Source organism: Streptomyces sp. NPDC021100 (assembly GCF_044333095.1).
GTDB lineage: Bacteria > Actinomycetota > Actinomycetes > Streptomycetales > Streptomycetaceae > Streptomyces.
The window spans coordinates 22,409-41,018 of record NZ_JBIRQH010000031.1 but is presented as its reverse complement, the minus strand read 5'-3'; the positions used below and the strand labels follow the sequence as shown (position 1 = coordinate 41,018).

At 71.6% G+C, this 18,610-nt stretch carries 14 protein-coding genes; 6 read left to right on the top strand and 8 right to left on the bottom strand.

Going from position 1 to position 18,610, the window contains the following annotated elements; genetic code table 11:
- The first annotated feature begins 475 nt into the window (after nucleotides 1-475).
- On the top strand, nucleotides 476-757 hold the full coding sequence (locus ACH4PU_RS34250) for a hypothetical protein (protein WP_398281262.1): 282 nt from the start codon (nucleotides 476-478) through the stop codon (nucleotides 755-757).
- Nucleotides 758-843: 86 nt separating this feature from the next.
- On the opposite strand, the gene ACH4PU_RS34245 is transcribed toward ACH4PU_RS34250, so the two are convergent.
- Entirely contained in the window at nucleotides 844-1,941 is a 1,098-nt protein-coding gene (locus ACH4PU_RS34245; protein ID WP_398281259.1) for a GNAT family N-acetyltransferase, read from the bottom strand.
- 56 nt (nucleotides 1,942-1,997) lie between these two features.
- The gene (locus ACH4PU_RS34240) at nucleotides 1,998-2,513 is read right to left on the bottom strand and encodes a type II toxin-antitoxin system RatA family toxin (protein WP_398281256.1); all 516 of its coding nucleotides are present in this window, start codon (nucleotides 2,511-2,513) and stop codon (nucleotides 1,998-2,000) included.
- Between the two features lie 579 nt (nucleotides 2,514-3,092).
- On the opposite strand from ACH4PU_RS34240, the gene ACH4PU_RS34235 reads away from it, so the two are divergent.
- The 4 genes from ACH4PU_RS34235 (at nucleotide 3,093) to ACH4PU_RS34220 (ending at nucleotide 9,627) form a co-directional block, all read left to right on the top strand.
- The gene (locus ACH4PU_RS34235) at nucleotides 3,093-4,076 is read left to right on the top strand and encodes an SDR family oxidoreductase (RefSeq protein ID WP_398281253.1); all 984 of its coding nucleotides are present in this window, start codon (nucleotides 3,093-3,095) and stop codon (nucleotides 4,074-4,076) included.
- Entirely contained in the window at nucleotides 4,073-5,326 is a 1,254-nt protein-coding gene (locus ACH4PU_RS34230; RefSeq protein ID WP_398281250.1) for an aspartate aminotransferase family protein, read from the top strand. The genes ACH4PU_RS34235 and ACH4PU_RS34230 overlap by 4 nt, the downstream gene beginning before the upstream one ends.
- A gap of 1,238 nt (nucleotides 5,327-6,564) precedes the next feature.
- Nucleotides 6,565-7,770 (top strand): PP2C family protein-serine/threonine phosphatase, encoded by a 1,206-nt coding sequence (locus ACH4PU_RS34225; RefSeq protein WP_398281247.1) that lies wholly within the window; start codon nucleotides 6,565-6,567, stop codon nucleotides 7,768-7,770.
- Between the two features lie 582 nt (nucleotides 7,771-8,352).
- On the top strand, nucleotides 8,353-9,627 hold the full coding sequence (locus ACH4PU_RS34220; RefSeq protein ID WP_398281296.1) for a phosphatase PAP2 family protein: 1,275 nt from the start codon (nucleotides 8,353-8,355) through the stop codon (nucleotides 9,625-9,627).
- A 692-nt stretch (nucleotides 9,628-10,319) separates the two neighbouring features.
- Here the strand turns inward: ACH4PU_RS34220 and ACH4PU_RS34215 are convergent.
- The 6 genes from ACH4PU_RS34215 to ACH4PU_RS34190 form a co-directional block, all read right to left on the bottom strand.
- On the bottom strand, nucleotides 10,320-10,658 hold the full coding sequence (locus tag ACH4PU_RS34215; RefSeq protein ID WP_398281244.1) for a hypothetical protein: 339 nt from the start codon (nucleotides 10,656-10,658) through the stop codon (nucleotides 10,320-10,322).
- A 547-nt stretch (nucleotides 10,659-11,205) separates the two neighbouring features.
- Nucleotides 11,206-12,564 (bottom strand): cytochrome P450, encoded by a 1,359-nt coding sequence (locus ACH4PU_RS34210; RefSeq protein WP_398281241.1) that lies wholly within the window; start codon nucleotides 12,562-12,564, stop codon nucleotides 11,206-11,208.
- Nucleotides 12,565-12,625: 61 nt separating this feature from the next.
- On the bottom strand, nucleotides 12,626-13,672 hold the full coding sequence (locus ACH4PU_RS34205; protein WP_398281238.1) for a terpene synthase family protein: 1,047 nt from the start codon (nucleotides 13,670-13,672) through the stop codon (nucleotides 12,626-12,628).
- Between the two features lie 752 nt (nucleotides 13,673-14,424).
- Complete coding sequence (locus ACH4PU_RS34200) at nucleotides 14,425-15,474, bottom strand: MalY/PatB family protein (protein WP_398281235.1); 1,050 nt, start codon at nucleotides 15,472-15,474, stop codon at nucleotides 14,425-14,427.
- Nucleotides 15,475-15,768: 294 nt separating this feature from the next.
- Nucleotides 15,769-16,746 carry an aldo/keto reductase gene (locus ACH4PU_RS34195; RefSeq protein WP_398281232.1) on the bottom strand — a complete coding sequence of 326 codons (978 nt, stop codon included), beginning with the start codon at nucleotides 16,744-16,746 and terminating at the stop codon, nucleotides 15,769-15,771.
- A 10-nt stretch (nucleotides 16,747-16,756) separates the two neighbouring features.
- Entirely contained in the window at nucleotides 16,757-17,719 is a 963-nt protein-coding gene (locus ACH4PU_RS34190) for an alpha/beta hydrolase fold domain-containing protein (protein WP_398281229.1), read from the bottom strand.
- A 132-nt stretch (nucleotides 17,720-17,851) separates the two neighbouring features.
- On the opposite strand from ACH4PU_RS34190, the gene ACH4PU_RS34185 reads away from it, so the two are divergent.
- On the top strand, nucleotides 17,852-18,505 hold the full coding sequence (locus tag ACH4PU_RS34185) for a TetR/AcrR family transcriptional regulator (protein WP_398281226.1): 654 nt from the start codon (nucleotides 17,852-17,854) through the stop codon (nucleotides 18,503-18,505).
- Nucleotides 18,506-18,610 lie beyond the last annotated feature (105 nt).

The following is an 18,610-nucleotide window of genomic DNA, read 5'->3' as shown; positions in this document are numbered from 1 at the left end:
GAACCTGGGAGGGCGCGTGCCGCCGGGCGTTCGAGGACGGAAGTAAGGCAGGCCTCTGGTTCACGCCGCGCGTACCCGGACCGGCAGGCTCCGCAGCCTGCACATCGTGCTTCCCGGCCGTAGTACCGCAGGCCCGGCGGGTTGGATCCGGCCCCAGGTGGCCGGCAGCAGGCTGAAGGCGGTCTCCGTTTGCAGGCGCGCCAGGTGGGAGCCGAGGCAGTAGTGAGCGCCGTCGGCGAAGGAGAGGTGGGGGCCTTCGTCGCGGGAGATATCGAAGCGGTCCCGGTCGGTGAAGCGGTCGGGGTCGCGGTCACCGGCCGGCCGGCGGGGGACCGACGCAGCGTCCTGACCTCCTCGGCCTCACGGTCGGCCAACTCGGCGTACAGCGCCTCGAGTCGCTCGCCGTAGCGCCTCGTCAGCGCCGGCCGCAACGGCTTGCGCACCCCCGAGAGCAGCCCTGCGCGGCGCCGCCGAGTTGGCGTCCGCCCTCCGGGCCGCCGGCGCGCCGGGCGACACCGCCCGGGTGTCCGCCGCGCTGACCGCCTTCGAGCGGGCCATGCGCCCCGGGGCCGCCTCGGCCCAGCGGCTCCCGCCCGGCCGCGTCGCCTCCGTGGCCCCGAAGTCCGCGCTGGGAATCCGGGTCAACGCGCCGGCGATGCGCGCGCTCCGGTCGAGGGCCGCGCGACCGCTCGTCGACCGTGCCTTCGCGGCCTCCGAGCATGGCCGCCGCACCCCCACCGCGGCCGGTCGGCCATGACACCGCCCACCGTCTCAGCCGCATCGACCGAAAGCACCGACGACCGGCCGGTCGCGGTCGCTCCGGCGGGGGCGGGCGTGCGTCGGTCAGGACCGTTGCCGGCCGGAGCGGTTGACGGCCAGGGGAAAGAAGATCCTGAGGATCGTCGTGCAGAACGGATTGCGGTGGGTCACGGCGTGTTCGAGGGGGACGAGGTGGCAGCCCATTTTGCGTTTCGCCTCGTAGGCGGTTTGCGTCAGGTTCATCCTCTCCATGCCCAGGCGCATCGCCTCTTCGATGCCGCGGTAGTAGACGACCTGGTAGAGCCGCAGTTCATAAGCGCGGTCGTAGTCGAAACCGATGCGGATCGCCACTGAATTCCTCTTCCCGAACAGGCAGATCAGGAATCCCACCAGGCGGTCGCGCTCCCAGCAGACGACCGCCTTGGCCGGAATCCCCGGGTCGCGGGAGAGCGTGGCGACGAACCGCGGTGTCCACACGTCCAGCCGCGACTCCGCGCGGTTCAGGACCGCCTGGTAGAGCGGCATCATGGCGGGCAGGAGATCGTCGAAGCGGTCGCGCACTTCGATCGACACGTCCTGATGGGCGGAGAACCTGGCGAGGTTGCGGCGGGCGGTGCTCCGGCCGTTCTTCGACAGAGCCGCGATGTACCGGTCGAATCCCCCGGCGGGGAGGGACAGCCACGCGTCGGGAAGCGCCGGTGCGCGAAAGTATCCGGCTTTCCTCAAGGCCGGTTCCAGCCACTCCAGTTCCGACGGCGAGAAGTCCTTGAAGACGGTCCACCGAACGCCCAGCGAGGTGGACAGCCGCCGCACGCCGTCCAGCAGGACGTACGGGGCGGCCCCATGGACCCCGGCCCCGCGCACGACCCTTCCTTCTCCCAGGAGGTGCCCGCATACCAGGATGTCGATGCGCAGCGGCCTCCCCATGACGCGTCGCAGCGGCCGCAGCGCCCGCCGCCCCTGGGCTCCCAGGGTCTCTTCCAGGGCCAGCCCGCGGAAGACACACGCCGGCAGCACGGCTTCGATCCGCTGACCCCGGCTGAGCAGGAGGTAGCGGTAGGCAGCCGGGCCGATCCCGGCCCCCTCCATGGCCTGGAGGAACGCGTACTCGTAGATCGGGTCGTCGAGCGCCGCGAGTTCGCCCCACACCTCCGGCGGGATGTCCGAGACGCTGTCGGCCACCGTGGTGTGCCACCCGGATCGCGGGTCCTGAGCCGTTCGTCGCGGGCCGCCCACTGTCACCCTCCGGAGGCCGCGTGGGGCATGTCACCGCATGCCGTGACGTCCGCGCTCGGGCCGAAGACCCCGCGCAGCATTTCGGACACGGTGCTCGTCATGGCCCGTCCGGCGACGGGTTCCAGGAGATCCGCCATACCGGGCACCCCGAGGTCGAACCGGGCGTCGAACCGGACCGTGCTGCCCTCCCCGAGCGGCGCGACCGACCAATGGCCGGCGAGGTCGAGCAGGTCACCGTCGATGAGTTCGAACTCGATGCGCAGCCGCTGTTCGTCCAGGCGGTCGCGTTCCCGCCATTTGAGGATGCCGCCGGCGAAGTCGACCTCCCATGAGGAGATCCGGTCGCTTGAGGAGTCCGGGTCGCTTGGGGAGTTTTGGTCTCCGTCCGCGCTCTCCTCGAGGAGAACGGAGTGCACCACGTCCGTGTACCGCGGAAAGCTGGCGAAGTCCGAGAGCGAGTCGAATACCTCCCCCGGCGGTGCACCCGGGACGAAAAGAGCGACATGGACCTGGTGCATGGAAACTCCAACTCCCCGAGCCGGAGGCCGAAACCGCCTGTCACCAGCGGGGGTGAGGCAAGCCGGCCACGACGGACCGGGCGCGGCGGAATCCCTCTGTTCTCGCTCGCGCGGCCGGTGACGGCCGCTCACCTATCCTGTCCGGCGGGAATTGCCCCGCCGGCGCCGGAAGGACGGTGCCGGGCGATGCCGTACCACAATGCCCTCAATGCTACGGCCCGTAGGAGCGCGCACGCCCGTCGAATGCCGCGGAGTTCCGCCATTCGGGCGGACGCTCACGGTCGGCGGAAGCGGAAAGCGCGCGCCGCTCGCGGTACGGCCGCCCGTCCGGGCGACTCCTGGGGCACCCGGCGGTCGCGGGCTCACTCTCCGGTGGTGGACCGTCGCGTCCCCCCATAGCATTGGTCCTGCGTTCGAGTCACGGCACAGTGCCTGTCGGCAGTGCGGGCGAATCGCCTCGGCGGGACACGCGAGAGGTGAGATGTGAACAGCCCCTCCCCTGTGGATCCCCCTTCATTTCGGCGCCGCGGCCCGGCCCCGCAGGCGCGCTTTTCCGCCGCGCATTCCTGGGGGAAGAAGGTGAACGTTCTCCTCACCGGCGCGACGGGCGTGGTGGGGAGAGCGCTGCTGCCGAAACTCGCCGGGCACGATGTCACCTGCCTCATCCACTCCGACCCGATGAGTGGGCACAAAACCCTGCGCGGGGACGTCCGGCTTCCCCGTCTCGGCCTGTCCCGCGGGGATCTCAAGGAACTCGCCGCGACGATCGACGTCATCGTGCACGCCGCGGCCGACACCAGCCTCGGTACCGAATCCGTCATGGCGGAGACCAATGTGACGGGTACGGCCCGGATCGTCGAACTGGCCCGGGAAGCCGAAGCGAGACTGATCCACGTCAGTACCGCGTTCTCGGCGATGAGCACCGAAGGAGACGCGCCGGCCCTGGCCTACGCCAGAACCAAGGCGCACGCCGAGGAAGTCGTCCGCGCGAGCGGCCTGCCGGCGGTCGTCGTGCGGCCCTCGATCATCGTCGGCGACTCCCGTACCGGCCGGATCGCCAGGCACCAGGGATTCCACAAGCTGCTCGAAGCGTTTCTGCGCGGTCTGCTGCCCATCATCCCGATGGACCCGTCCCGGCTCCTCGACTTCGTGCCCCAGGACGTCGTGGCGGACGGCATCGCGGGCCTCCTCGACCGGGACGCCGACACCACGGAGCTGTGGCTGACGGCCGGAACCCGTGCCCTGCCACTGGGCACGACGGTGGACGAGGTCCGCGCCGCGGCGGCGGAACTGGGCCGGCCCGTCGCGCCCGTCCGCTTCGCCGACCCCGACCTGTACGAGCGGCTCATCGTGCCGGTGTTCCTCCAGGCCGTACCGGCGCCGACGCGCAGGCTGATGAGTGCCCTCGTGGAGCAACTCGCCCCGTACATGGCCGTGCGGGAACCGTTCCCCAGCGACGTGGACGAGTTGCCCGACCAGGCGCTGACGCTGCGTGCCACCGTGCGCGGGTGGGCACGGACCAGCGGTTTCCGGCCACATCACACCTCGGGAGCGGTACAGTGAGCCCGACCGCCGGCGCCGGCCGGGTCCGGGCGACCGTGCTGGAGCACCTCCGCGACCACGTGAACCGCGGCCACTCCCGCGTCGCGTCCCTGCTCGGACTGCCGCTGGAGGTGCGTTCGTCGGGCGCCCTGGTGTACGACGAAGAGGACACCCCCCACCTCGACTGCGGCGGATACGGGGTGTTCCTCCTGGGGCACCGCCACCCGGATGTCGTCGGCGCGGTCACACGGCAGTTGGGCAGGCACCCGCTGTCGACCCGTGCGCTGGTCGAACCGAACGTGGTACAAGCGGCACGGGAGTTGACCTCGGTGGCGCCTGCCGGCCTGCCGTACGCCTTCTTCGTGAACTCGGGCGCGGAAGCGGTCGAGCTGGCCGTCAAGCTCGCCCGCGCGAACGGCTGCCGGGAAGTGATCGCCGCCCACGGCGGGTTCCACGGGAAGACGCTGGGCGCGCTCAGCGCGACCGGGAACGACAGGTACCGCACCGGTCTCGGCCCGCTGCTGCCCGGGGTGCGGTTCGTCCCGTTCGGTGACGGCGAGGCCCTGAGGACCGTCCTGGCGAACGCCACGGAACGCGCGTGCGTGCTGCTGGAACCGGTTCAGGCCGAGGGCGGGGTGCGGATCCCTCCGCCGGGCTATCTCCGGCAGGTGCGGGAGCTCTGCTCGGAGTTCCGCGCCCTCCTCGTCATGGACGAGATCCAGTCCGGCCTCGGGCGCCTCGGCCGCTGGTGGGGCTGCGACGAGGAGGACGTACGCCCGGACGTCCTGACGACGGGGAAGGCACTCAGCGGCGGCGTCGTACCGGTGGCCGCGACGCTGGCGACCGCCGAGGTCTACGAGGTACTCAACCGGGACCCCTTGTTCCACTCCTCGACCTACGGCGGGAACCCCCTCGCGGCCGTCGCCGCGGCCACGACGATCGACGTCCTGCGGCGGGACCGGCTCGTCGAGCAGGCCGGAGCACTCGGCGGGCAACTGCTGCCGCGGGTCTCCGAGGCGCTCTCCGCCGCCGGCCCACGGGCCGTCCGGGAGGTCCGCGGTCGCGGACTGCTCATCGGGATCGAGTTCGCCTCCGAGGCACTGGCCGGACTGTTCCTGACCCACATGCTCCGGGAACGGGTGCTGACCTCCTACACGCTCAACGCCAGCACGACCATCCGGCTGACGCCGCCGGCCACCCTGGACCCCGGCCACATCGACTGGCTGCTGCGCTCCCTGGAACGATCCGCCGCGGCACTGGCCGGCGTGTGAACCGGACCGGGCACTCGTCCCGTCGGTCGGCCACGGCATGGGCGCCGAGCAAAGGTTCCGTCACGTACCGAAGCGGCCTACCGGCAAGGGTCGCGAGGTCGGAGGCGGGAAGGAACAGGACGGCGGCCTCCGGGCCGCCTCCCCGGCCTTGCCCCGGCGTCAGGTCCCACAGCGGTCCGTCACCCAGGGCCCTCATGGCCGGAACGTTCCCCTCCCCCACCCGTCCGCCGCCTTCACCCTCGTCGCTCCTTCGCAGGAATGCCCGGGTGTGTCCTTTCCTCACCAACCCGACCTGGCAGGGCGGCGGCCGAGCGGCCTCCGAGGATCTCGACCTTCTTGGCAGGGACGTGGCGGGTGGCCGCCGGTCCGGAGGCCGTCGGCCACTCGCTCACATGTCATCGCCGTACAGGGTGTTCAGCCGGTGAAACCCTGATCGTGCGGCGCCTTCTCGACGCGTGCCCGGTGGTTCGCCTCCCAGGCGTCCTCCGGTGCCCGGAGTGGCGAGGGCCCGGATCTTGCCGCCGTCGCGGAACCGTCTCCGGGCCCCGCCGCGCCGGGGTACGGGCGGCGGGCAGTGGACAGCACCCTCGCCGGCCGGGACGGAGCCCTCCCGGCCTTCGACGCCCGCGCCTCCCCCGTCGGCGGATCCCGCATCGGCCCGCACCCCGCCCACCGAACCGACGGAGGTCCACCTGCCGCACCCGCGCACCCCCTGCCCCGGCAGCCGGCCCCGGAGGACCGTGCCGAAGGACCGCACCGCCCGCTACGAGACGTTCGATCCCCCCGACCGGCCCCGCCACGACGGAGCCGGCTGCGGCGGGCGCTATCTCTCCGTACCGATGCCGGGCAAGGCCGACCGGGACGACAGGAACCGGGCCGAGCCGGGTCGACGGGCACTCGACGTTCTCCACGGTGCGCGACGGCACGGACGGCTCCTACCCGGTACCCGGCCCACCGGATCGCCATCCGCGCCGCGGCACCTGAAACCCCGGTGGCACCTCCCGCGCCACCGGAGGCCACCTCCCCGTCAACCCCATACGGGCGAGGCGTCGACTGGAGCGACAAGCGGGGCATCGCGTCGCTACCACGCGATGCCCGGTCCCCCGGGAGAACCGGCTCCCGGGGCCCGTTCCACCACCCGGAAGGCTGTCGCACAACAGCACATCGCGGGGGGCGGCAGAGTGGCGTCGGCCGGTCGGGGGAAAAAGGGGGCGAACGACTGGGGAGGTGTGTGCGCAGTGGACGACGGACGATTCGGGTTGGACGAGGTGCTGCGTGCGGCGGAGGAGGCCGCGCCGGTGGAGTCGGTCGACGTGGTCGCCCGGAACTTGGAGAAGCGGTTCGGCGCGCGCGTGGTGTCCTTCCTGTTCGTGGACCTGGTGGGCAGAGAGATGGTCCGGCTGCCACGAGCCGGTGATCCTCCCAGAGACGGCGGACCTGAGCGCAGCGAGTTGCGCGGCAGCGTGTACGAGCGGGTTCTGCGCGACCAGCGTCTGCACGAGGAGGCGGACGGCGAGGGCGGGGTCTGCCTCATCGCACCGGTCACCAACCGGGGGGACTGCATCGGCGTCCTGGAGCTGTCGGTGTCCTGCGTGGACGACGAGGTGCGGGAACAGGTGGTGCAGGCCGCTCACGCGCTGGCGTACATCGTGGTCACCGACCGGCGCTTCACCGACCTGTACCACCGGGGCAGACGAACCACCCGGACCAGCCTGGCCGCCGAGATCCAGCACCAGCTGCTGCCGTCGGCGCCCTGTTGTGAGGCGGCCCAGTTCACTCTGGCCGGCGGGCTGGTACCGGCTGACGACATCGGCGGCGACACCTACGACTACGCCCTCGACCGCAACACCCTGCACCTGTCCATCACCGACGCCATGGGCCACGACACCGATTCGGCGTTGCTGGCCACCCTCACCGTCAACGCGCTGCGCTGCGCACGCCGCGCCGGAAGCGACATCGCCGAACAGGCGCGGGCCGCGCACGAGGCCGTGCACACCTACGGCCGGGGCATGACCACCGGCCAACTGCTGCGCATCACCTTGGACACAGGCACCTGCCAGTTGGTCAACGCGGGCCACCCCTGGCCGCTGCGGCTGCGGCGAGGCCGGGTGGAAGAGATGCCGCTGAAGGTCAACTTGCCGTTCGGCATCCACGCCCCTGTCAGGTACGAGCCCCAGGAACTGGAGCTGCTGCCCGGTGACCGTCTGGTGCTGCTGACCGACGGAATGCAGGAACGCGGCGCCGGCGCCGTGGACCTGCCCGCCCTCGTCCGCGCCACCCGAGAAGAGCATCCACGCGAAGTGGTACGGGCCTTGGCCGAAGCGATACACGACGCCTGCGCAGGCCGTATGTCCGACGACGCGACCACACTGGTACTGGACTGGCACGGCACCGACTCCTGGGACCGCGCCGCCGCCGAGCTCCGGCCGCCATCGGCTGGTTGAGGCACGGGGACGGCGCCGGGCGTCAGGAGCCATAGAGCACCACGACCGTACGCGAACCTCCGGCGCCTCGCCCCTCGGCTCCGGACACGCGGCGACCCGGACGCCCCGGCGGCCGGCCGCGAGGAGGGCAGGGCCACCACCGCGACGCTGATCGACAGAGGAAATGCCAGCTGCTTGCGCCCCCGATTTTTCTGGCGCAGCACACTAGCGCGGCACCGCCCTGACCGGCCTTGCCGGTGTTCCGGCGAGGCGGGGGCGCCTCGGGGCGGGTGGGGTGCCGGGGGGGCGACGGGGCGGTGCGGAGGCGGGTGGTCTTCGTGGCATCGCAACCGGGGGGACCGCCCCGCGGAGGGTCTCCGCTAGCATGTTCGGACCTTACGATGATCGCCGCGATCAGGTGATCACCCCGAACGCCCGCCCTCGACTGGGCAGCCACGCTGTTCAGCGCACAGCACGTAGCGGCCCTGTCCACGGAACACCGCATCGGCCGCTCAAGTGAAATTCATGACATCGCGAATAACAGGCAGAAACGCGCTCTCCGCTCTGCGTCGACCGCGGGCGATCCTCTGGGCCGCGGCGGGAGTGGTGGCCCTCGGCTTCCTCGTCGCGCTGGAGATCGCCGCGCGTGACTACGGGCTTCCCGGGCCGATCACCAACCAGGCGAAAGAGGTGATCTTCGCTCCCAAATCGGGGCCGCTGCTCTACGGCAGCATGGCACTGATGATGGTGGTGCTCACCTGGCGGCAGCGGTTCCTCGCGATCGGTGCCGCGATCGGCATCGACCTCGTCTTCATCCTCGTGCGGTGGGCGGTCGACGCCCGGGTGGAGCCGGGCCACGGCCACGCCTTCGGCAACGGCGCGCTCTGGGTGATCCTGGGCTGTGCGGTCATCGCCCTCACGCGCCGCACCGGCCGGGAACGCACCCTGCTGCTGAAGGGCGTCGGGCTGGGCCTGCTGCTGGTGGCCGGCCGCAAGACCGGTGACACCTGGCTGCTGATCACCTCGAAGACCCGTCCGACCGTGCTCGACCAGTACGTGGCGGTCGCCGATCACGCGCTGGGCGACCCCTCCTGGGTCGCGGGCCGGATCGTCGAGGCGGCCGGTCCGGTCGGTGAGCACGTCCTGGACTGGGTCTACATCCAGCTCGCGGTGGCCGCGGTCGTCGTCGCGCTGTACCAGCTGCGGCACGTGGCGGCAGAGCGTCGCTTCCCCCGCCACCACCTGGTGCGCACCTTCCTGGTGATCGGCCTCCTCGGACCGGGCATCTACATGCTCTTCCCGGTGGTCGGACCGATCTTCGCCTACGGCGCCGACGGCGGACACTGGGCGGTGGCCGACCTCTGGCCGAACACACCGCCACCGGTCGACATCCCGCACGGAATGCCGTTCAACGACACCACCCCGCGCAACTGCATGCCCAGCCTGCACACGGCGTGGGCCACCGCGATCTTCATCCACTCCCGCAAGGGCCCGTGGCTCCTGCGGTTCGCGGGCGTCTTCTGGCTCGTCGCCACCCTCGGCGCGACGCTGGGCTTCGGCTACCACTACGGCACGGACATCATCGCCGGCGTGGTGTTCACGCTCACGATCGAGGCGGCCCTGCGCCAGCTCGACCGCGGCTGGGACCGGTCGGGAATCCGGTTCGTCGCCCACGGCACGACGGTCTTCGTCGCGTACCTGGTGGCCTACCGCTACCTGTCGATGCCCATGGCCGAGCACGCGTGGCTGGCCGGACCGCTCCTCGTCCTGGCGATGGTCTCGGTGATCTACGGCTACGTACGCACCACCAGGCGCTGGGAGCCGAAGACCGCCCCGGCACTCCGGCCGGAATCGGAACCGGAACCGCAACTGGTCTGAGGGGCGCTGAACCGGGTTCCCGGCGTGAGGGCCGCTGCGCCGGGAACCCGGCGTTCTCGGCGGCTGACGCCCGGAGCGGCGCAAGCGTCAGGGGCGCCCCCGTCGGAGGCGCCCCGCGGGTCCTGCGCCCTTGGTGGGTTTTGACGGTCACCTGCGTGCGCTGCCGGCGGCCGTTGCACTGGGGGCGGAGCCACCCGATACCCGAGGTGAGGGATTTCTCCTGCCTGTGCTGGTTCAGGACGACATCCAGGTAGTTCCAGCTGTCCTTTTTCTCGCAGCTGTACACGACGGTGGCGGTCACCGTCGACGAGGAGTGGGTTTGGGGGTCACCGCCGGTCAGGTGGAGGCGGGTGAAGTTGATGTCGGGCCAGGATGCGGCGGCGTGCGCGGCCCGGAGGGGGTCAGCGCGAGGACCGCGGCCGCCAGGGCCACGGCCGTGCGGCGGGCCGGGTTCGGTGCGTGAAGGCGTCGGGCGCTGTCCGCGAGACCCGCTTGCGTTCGGCCGCGACGCCTGGCGCGGCGGCGGGGATTGCAGAAGCCATGAGGGCACTCCTCTTCGGAAGAAGGGGCGAAACAGGGTCCGGCGGCGCTCGCTTCAGGGCAGGGCCGGCGGTGCTGTCCGCGCCGGAGTCCCGGGTCCGGCGCGGACGGCGTCGGTGGCTGTCGGTCCCGGCCCGAGCGCCGGGCAGGCGTCACCATTCGAGGATCAGGACCCCGCCGCCGCCGTCCTTGCCGCTTTCACCAACGTTGCCGGGTTTGCCGTCCTCACCCTTGTCGCCCTTGCGGCTGCCCTCGTAGCGGCCGCCGTCGCCGCCCTTACCGCCGTCGCCGGCGTTGGAGCCGACGGCACCGTCCCCGCCCGCGCTCGCGGTCCTGCCGGAGGTGTGGATGCCGGCGCCATACTTGCCCTTGGTGCCGCCCCACCCGCCGCGGCCGCGTCCGCCGCCGGCCTGGCTGTCGGTGCCGAGTCCCGCGGTTCCGGGGCCGGCGTCACCGCCCGGGGTGCCGGCGTTGCCCTGCCGGGCTTCCACGGTCCTGCCCTTGCACTCCGGCGCGTCCACGGTGCCCGCGGCCCCGCCCCGGGCCGCGGGGTAGGGGTTGACGTCGTGCGAGATGTCACCGGTTCCGGCCGAACCGCCGTCCCCGCGCCTGCCGTTCCGCCCCCCGTACCCGGCGCGCCCTTCACGGGCACGGCCCCGGACCCGTTGCTCCTGAAAAGGAGAACCTCGGTCGTCCCGCCGTCCTTTCCCCCGAGATACCCGTCGTCGACGCCATCACCACCGTTACCACCGCGGTGACCGGCGACGTGGCTGCGGGACGATCCGCCCGGGGCACCGCCCTTGCCGCCTTTCGCCTTGTGGTAGTAGCCGGCCGCGGAGCCGGAGAGGTCGCCCGCGCCCACCCGGATCAACAGCGCATCCCTGGTCTGCACGGCCACCGTGCACTTGATGTAGCTGCCGGAGGCCCCACCCCCACCCCCCGCGCTGGTGGCGTGGAGCCCGGAACCGAGACGCCCTGCGGTGCCAGCCCGCTTGGTCCGGGTGCACGGGCCGGGCCGGACGGTTCTCCTCTCACGGGTCAGGGCGTGGGCGTCGCGGGGCGGGGGTGGGCTCGCATGCGGAGGTTGCGGGGCCTGAGGATCATGCCCGCTGCGGGGCGTACTTCTCGTCGGCCGGGGGCGTGTTCCATGCGCCAGCGGGCGGCGATGGTGGCGAGAGCGAGGGGGGCCTCGGTCAGGGCGAAGGTGTCGCCGATGCATTTGCGGGCGCCCGCGCCGAAGGGGATGTGGGTGTGGCGGGAGGGCTGCGGGCTGCTGGGCTTCCAGCGGTCGGGGTCGAAGGCTTCGGGGCGGTGGTGGAGGTCGGGTCGGTGCTGGAGGAGGTAGGAGCTGTAAGCGATGGTGGTGCCGGCGGGCAGCAGGTGTTCGCCGAGGCGGGTGTCGGTGGTGACGGTGCGGGTGAAGAGCCATCCGGGCGGGTGCAGGCGGAGCGTCTCGTCGATGATGCGGCCGGTCAGTTCCAGGCGGGGCAGATCGGCGTGGGTGGCCGCGCGGCCACCCACCAGGACACTGTCCACTTCGGTGTGGAGGCGCTGCTCGATGTCGGGATGGCGGGCGAGTTGGTGCAGTGCCCAGGCCACGACGCTGGCGGTGGTGTCGGTGCCGCCCAGGAAGATGGTGACGATCGTGTCGCTGATCTCAGCGTCGCTCATGCCGCGGCCCTGGTCTTCGGGGTCGCGGGCGGCCAGGAGGGCGGAGAGGAGGTCGCCGTGGTCACTCCCGTCGGCGCGGCGCCGGCTGATGATCTTGTTGCACGTGTCGTGCAGGCGGGTGCGGGCGCGGTTGTAGGCGCGGTTGGCGGGGGTGGGCAGCCGGTCGAGCGGGGGGAAGAGGAACATGCGCAGGTAGAAGCCGTCGAAGACGGTCTTGACGTCCTCGACCAGCCGGCCCAGCTGGCCGGGCGGCAGTCCGCCGGAGAACAGGGTGGTGGCCGTGACCTCGCAGGCGATTCCCATCATCTCGGTGGGCACGTCCAGGATCTGTCCCGGGTGCCAGGAGGCGGTCGCCTCGTCGATGCGGGCGGTCATGGTCTGGGCGTAGCCGGGGAGCCGGGCGGGGTGGAAGGCGGGCTGAGCCAGGCGGCGCAGGCGGCGGTGTGCGCTGTGGGGGCAGGTGCCCAGGCCGTCGCCGGCTACTTCCCTGGCGCGGTCGAACATCGGGCCGCCCTTGTCGAAGACGCGGTCGTTGACCAGGGCCTGCCGGGTCAGTTCCGGATCGCAGATCACGATCAGCGGGAAGGGCCCCAGGTTGAGGCGGACCAGGTCCCCGTGGGCGGGCAGCGAGGTGAGCAGTGCCAGCGGGTCGCGCAGCAGCGGCACCAGGTGGCCGAGCAGTGGCAGGGCGCGGGGCGCGGCCGGGATGGTACGCAGGGCTCTCATCGTCACTCCGGGGCGGGTGTGGTCGGCGAGGGTGCTTTGCTTCTCGTTTCCACGGCGGGGCTCACAGGCGCCACCACCAGGCGATGGACGGGTAGGGCAGCGGTCGCTCGCGTACGGCCGTGGTGTGGGTGATCTCCACGCTCACCTCGCCGCCGGGGAAATGCTGCGCGTAGCGGGGCGCGGTGGTCTCCCACGGAATGTTCCCGGCCACGAAGTTGTGCAGCGCCGCGACGAACCGCCGCAGGGGGGCGCCGCCGCCTGGCGGGGGAGTCTTCGCCAGCCGCAGATAACGCAGCATGATCTGGTCACGCAACTCGACGGCTTCGTCCAGGGCCCGGGCGAGAGGGATCCCGTTCTGATGGGCGATCACGTTGATGAGGTTCTGCTGGTTGTCCATCGTGGTGCGCTCAAGGGGGTAGGACAGGAAGTCGTTGTCGATGGAGACCAGCAGACTCGTCATCTCGGTCATCGCCTGCGTCCACGGCAGCGCCATCGCCCGCGCGGGGATCTCCTCGCCATGGACGACCTCGACGGGGGCCATGGCCGCGGGCAGGGCGCTCGCGTACATGCGATGGGACAGGTACTCGTCCACGCCGGGAAGCCGCCCCTGGTCGCCGACCGCTACCTGGTGGATGGTGAACAGGTGCATGTCCCGGGCGGCCTGCTGGATCCGCTGCACCTGCAGCGGGGTGGCGTTGCGCTCGAAGTCCGCCATGCACGCCGAGCCCACCTGCGCCACCGGGTCCGTCTGGGGCGGCCGGTGAGGCGTGCTGAGCAGGCGGGCGAGTCCCCCGACCCAGCGCGCGTAGCCGGCCGTGTGCCCCACCGCGGGCTCCTGGTCGGCGACCGGGTCGAACAGCCACAGCCAGTAGAACCAGTTCGTGAACCACTGCAGCCGCTCCGTCTCCCCCTCGGGCACGATGAAGCCGCAGATCTTCGCCGCATGGCTGTCCCGCAGCATCGCGAGCGTCCCCGCGTCCAGATCGGCACCCAGGCGTTCGAGCCAGGCGAAGAAGCCCGGCTCCGCGTCCATCGCCTTCGGATGCAGCTTCGCCTCGAACGGGCAGAACAACGGCGGGATACGGAAATCCGGCTGAAGCGAACGCATACGGGACCCCACGATCGACACGCGACACTCACACGGACAGACGGACAGCGTGCGAGAGATCATTGGGCAGGCAGGCAGGGCGGCAAACCGACCGCCCCGGCACCCCGGCCGTTTCCGGCCACCCTCACCCCACGACCCACGACCCTCACGTAGTCGGGGCGACCCCACCCCCCTCAGGCGACATCACCATCCCTGCACAGCGACAGCTGCCGACCCCGGGACACACCCGCAATCCGCTTCACAGACGGCCGACCCGCCCGCCCACCTCGACGGAACGGACCCCTGCACCCACGGGCCCGTACCGATCCGCCGCTACCGGCGGCAGGGCGGCCCGGCCGCTGTCCGGCCCAAGAGCGAACGGATTTCAGGGCTTCAAGATCACCCATGGCCCCCTTGGGGATCAGTTCGATACCCCGGGCCGGCCTGGTCGAGTTGCCGGCCACGGGGGCATGGATCACTCCCAGGGGAGGTCGCTGGGAGGACGCCCCTGCCCGTACGCCCGATGACGGAGCCTGAGGTGCCGACGGCCCTCGACGACCAGGCCCCGACCGGCCAAGAAACAGTCAACGAAACGGCCGGCTACGAAACGTGACGAGCTCGCGAGCGGCAACGACCGGTGGAGCGGTGGCCGGCTATCCGTCAAGGTCACAGATGTCCGCAGCCCCCTAGGGCGGCCGCACGGGCTCGCCGCCGCCCCCCATGCTCCGGGTTGCGCCACTCAAGGCGTTGTCACGCTCGCCCGAAGGGCTCGGTCAGCCCACGGCCTCGCGGATACGGCCCAGGATGTCCCGCAGGAGGTCTGGTGACGTACCGAAGTTGAGCCTGACGAAGCCCTCGCCGCCGGGACCGAAGGTCCGGCCGTCATTGAGCAGGACACGGGCCTTCTCCAAAAAGAATGTGTGCGGGTCGGTGGGGAGATCGAGGGCGCGGCAGTCCAGCCAGGCGAGAAAGCCGGCCTCCGGGACGCGGTATCCGATGCCGCGCGGCAGCCCCTCACGCACCAGCGCGGCGTTCCGCTCCAGGACCGGCCGCAGCTGTGACAGCCAGGAGTCACCGTCCCGCCAGGCCGCCAAGGTGGCGGCCACGCCGAAGGTGTTGGGCTCGCCGTACAGATGGGACGGGCTCGAAAGGGCCGCCCGCACCTCGGCCACGCCGATGTGCGCGACGGCGCAGCGTACCCCCGGCACGTTGAACGCCTTGGTCGCAGAGGTCAGAGTCACCGTCCGGGCGGCCGCCTCGGACGACAGGGAGGCAAAGGGGATGTGCCGGTGCGGGCTGTGCACGAGGTCGGAATGGATCTCGTCGGATATGACCAGCAGGTCGTGGCGCCAGGCCAGTTCGGCGACCGTCTCCAGCTCCTCGCGGCGCAGCACGCGCCCGGTCGGGTTGTGCGGGTTCACCAGCAGCAGCACCCGGCAGCCGCCATCGGCCAGCTCCCGGTCGAGCCGCTCGGCGTCGAAGACCCGGCCTTCGCCCTGAAGCAGGTACGGGATGGGGTGCAGGCGCCGCTCCATGCCCGTCACCGTTTCCAGGAAGGGCGGATACGCCGGCGTGTGCAGGGCGACGCCGTCGCCGGGGCGCGTGGCGACGCGCAGGACGGCCTGGAGACCCTGGTTGACGTCGGTGAACTCCCGGACGTGGCCGGGGTCGAGCACCCAGCCGTGGCGTTCACGCATGCGCTCGGCGAAGGCGGCCCGCAGGGGGATCTGCTCGGAGCGCCCGTCCCACGAGGGGTATCCCAGGTCCTCCCGCACACACCGCATGAGGGCCTCCTGCACGACGGGGGCCGGCGGAAAGTCCATCTCCGCGATCCATGCCGGCAGCACACCCGGCGCGGCCCGGCTCCACTTCGCTCCGGGGCGACGGGCCAACGATGAAAGGTCAAGGTCGTCAAACATGGCTTCTCCTGTCCCTCAGGAGCCGATGAAGGTGAGTCTGGTCAGCAACCACGCGACACGATGCGGTCGGCCGGCAGGTGGGTGGTGCCCGCGGTCGACGTACGTGGCGATCGTCGCGAGGACAGTGAGCGCAAAGCCCGCGACACCGTTTCGAGCAGCCCACGTGCAGGTGGTTTCGTCATCAGGGCGCTTCTCCTTTCATCGGTCGATCAGAGCGATGCCGTGGTCGCCGTATCGGGCTCCCTGAGCCCCGGTGTCGGGGACGGCGGCGTCGATGGCGGCGAGGTCGCCGGCGGTCAGGTGCAGGTCGAGGGCGGCCAGGTTGTCGCGCAGATGGGGGCGGCGGGAGCTGCCGGGGATGGGGATGACGTCGCTGCCTCGGGTGAGGAGCCAGGCGAGGGCGATCTGGGCGGGGGTGGCGCTCTTGGCGGCGGCGAGGTGAGTGATGGCGTCGACGATGGCCAGATTGGCCTTGAGGGCATCGCCGTTGTAGCGGGGAGCCGTGGCGCGGAAGTCGCCGGGCTCGTAGCGAGTGGTGGCGCGGACGGCCCCGGTGAGCAGGCCGCGGCCGAGCGGGCTGTAGGCGACCAGGGTGGCGCCGAGACTGCGGATCGTGGGCAGGATGTCGTTTTCGACATGGCGTTCCCACAGCGAGTACTCGGTCTGGACGGCGCTGATCGGATGGATGGCGTGGGCGCGGCGGAGGGTGGCGGCCGAGACTTCGGACAGGCCGATGCGGCCCACCTTGCCCTGGGCGACCAGGTCGGTCAGCGCGCCGACGGACTCCTCGACGGGGACGGCGGGGTCGATGCGGGCGAGGTAGTACAGGTCGATGTGATCGGTGCGCAGCCGGCGCAGCGAGGCTTCGCAGGCACGCCGCAGGTCTTCGGGGGAGCCGGCGGGGACCAGGCCCTCGGCGGTGCGGCGGACTCCGGTCTTGGTGGCCAGCACGGCGCGGCCGCGGTGCGGTGCGAGGGTCCGGCCGAGGAGTTCCTCGTTCGCTCCGGCACCGTAGAAGTCGCCGGTGTCGAACATGGTGACGCCCGAATCGAGGGCCTCCAGCACGGTGGCCGCGGCCTCGTCCGGGTCAGTGGGGCCGTAGGTGCCGGTCATGCTCATGCAGCCGAGGCCGAGTCGGGAGACCGCCTGGCCGTCAGGTCCAAGGGTGGGGTGCATCGTTCCTCCGTCACTTTGCCAGGGCTGCGCGGAGGAACCCGAGGATCTCCGCCTGGGCGGCTTTGGCCTGTGGTTCCACGCCGGGCAGGGTGAGGAACGCGTGCCGCGCTCCCGGGTATTCGGTGAGCCGTACGGGGGTCCCTGCCGCGCGCAGCCGCTCGGCGTAGCGGCGGCCGTGGTCGGCGACCGCGTCCTGGGTGGGCACCACCACGAGCGCCGGGGCGAGCCCGCTCAGGTCGTCCGCGTACAGCGGCGAGACGGGGCCGGCGTCGCCTCCCGGCGGGACGGCGAGCCGCTGGATGAGCCGCAGTTGCGGTAGGGCCCGGGCCGGGCTGTATGCGTACTCGACGGCCGAGGGGTAGTCGGACATCGTCTCTGTCACGTCGACCACAGGGTTGACCAGCACCTGCGCCGTGAGCTCCAGGCCGGCCTCCCTGGCCCGGAGGGCCGCCAGCGCGCTGATCAACGCGCCGCAGCTCTCACCGAAGACGGCCGTGCGCGCCGGGTCGATGCCCCACCGCGCGGCGTGCCGCACCACGTGCCGGAGCACGTCCCAGCCGTCGTCGGCGGCGTTCGCGAGCGGGCTGCCGGGGGCGAGGAGGCGGTGCTCGACCGAGACCACGAGCGCGGGCAGTCCCGCGGCGAGGTGACTGTTGGTCCAGTCGCACTGCACCGCCGTGCCCACGAAGCCGCCTCCGTGCACATGGACCACGAGTGGCAGGGCGGTTGTGGTGCCGGCTTCGCCGTCTCCCGTCGGCACCGGCCGGTACACCCGGACCGGGAGGTCGCGGCCGGGTAGTGCCACCCGCTGCCAGACGATCGCGGCGCCGGGATTCGGTTCCCCGAGGATTGCCCGAGCCGTGCCGGACGCCCGCCAGCGGTTCTCCGCGTCGCGGTAGGCGAGCAGTTCCTCGCTCGTGATTGCCGAGAAGTCCGGCTCCGGCGGCCGTATCGCGGTAATGGCCTCACTCATGTGTCCTTCTCCCCCTCCCGGCCGGATGCCGGGTGTGCCGTTGTGGCTGGACAGTGCGTTGCCCCCATTATGCACGCGGTGCGTGCATCGCCAAGTGCACCAGTTGGGCTGAGTTCGGACGAGAGGGGCGAGATGACGGGCCGACGGCGATGGTCGACCGAGGAGATCCTGGACACGGCGGCGGAACTGCTGCGCACGGGCGACGCCGAGTCGTTCAGCGTGCGCCGGCTCGCCGCAGCGCTCGAAACCGATTCCTCCAGCCTCTACCGGCACTTCCGCAACAAGACCGAGCTGATGCGCGCGGTCGCCGACCGGATCCTGCTGGCCGCCATGGACGGCCACCGCCCCGAGGGCGACTGGAAGCAGCGCATCACCGCCCTGGCCCTGCGCCTGCGCGAGGCGTTCGGCGAGCAGCTCCAGATCGCCACGGTGTGGGGCCGCTACGGGTCCGGCGGCGCCGGATCCCGGCTGGTCATGGAGGAACTGCTGCAGGCCCTGCGCGCGTCCGGCCTGCCCGACGACGAGATCCCGGGGCACTACCACCGCATCGTGATCCTCCTCTCCGCGCTGATCACCTCCGAGGCCGGCATCAGCGCCACCACCTCCAAGGAGTACGAACAGGCCATGGAGCAGTTCCGCGTCGCCGTGCTCGGCGCCGACCCCGAACGCTTCCCCGCCCTGGCCCACTTCGCCCGCGACATCCGCCCCCTCGCAGCAGACCGCCGCGCCGCGTTCGAAGAGACCCTCGCCGCCCACCTCGCCCACATCGAGGCCCAGATCCCCTGACGCGCCGGACGATGCGTGCCATGCGGTCGTACCGGCGCGAGGAGAGCCAGGCGGCCGTTCGGACCGAGCCTGCCCGGCCGCCGGGCGACGCCCTCGTCGCGGCCT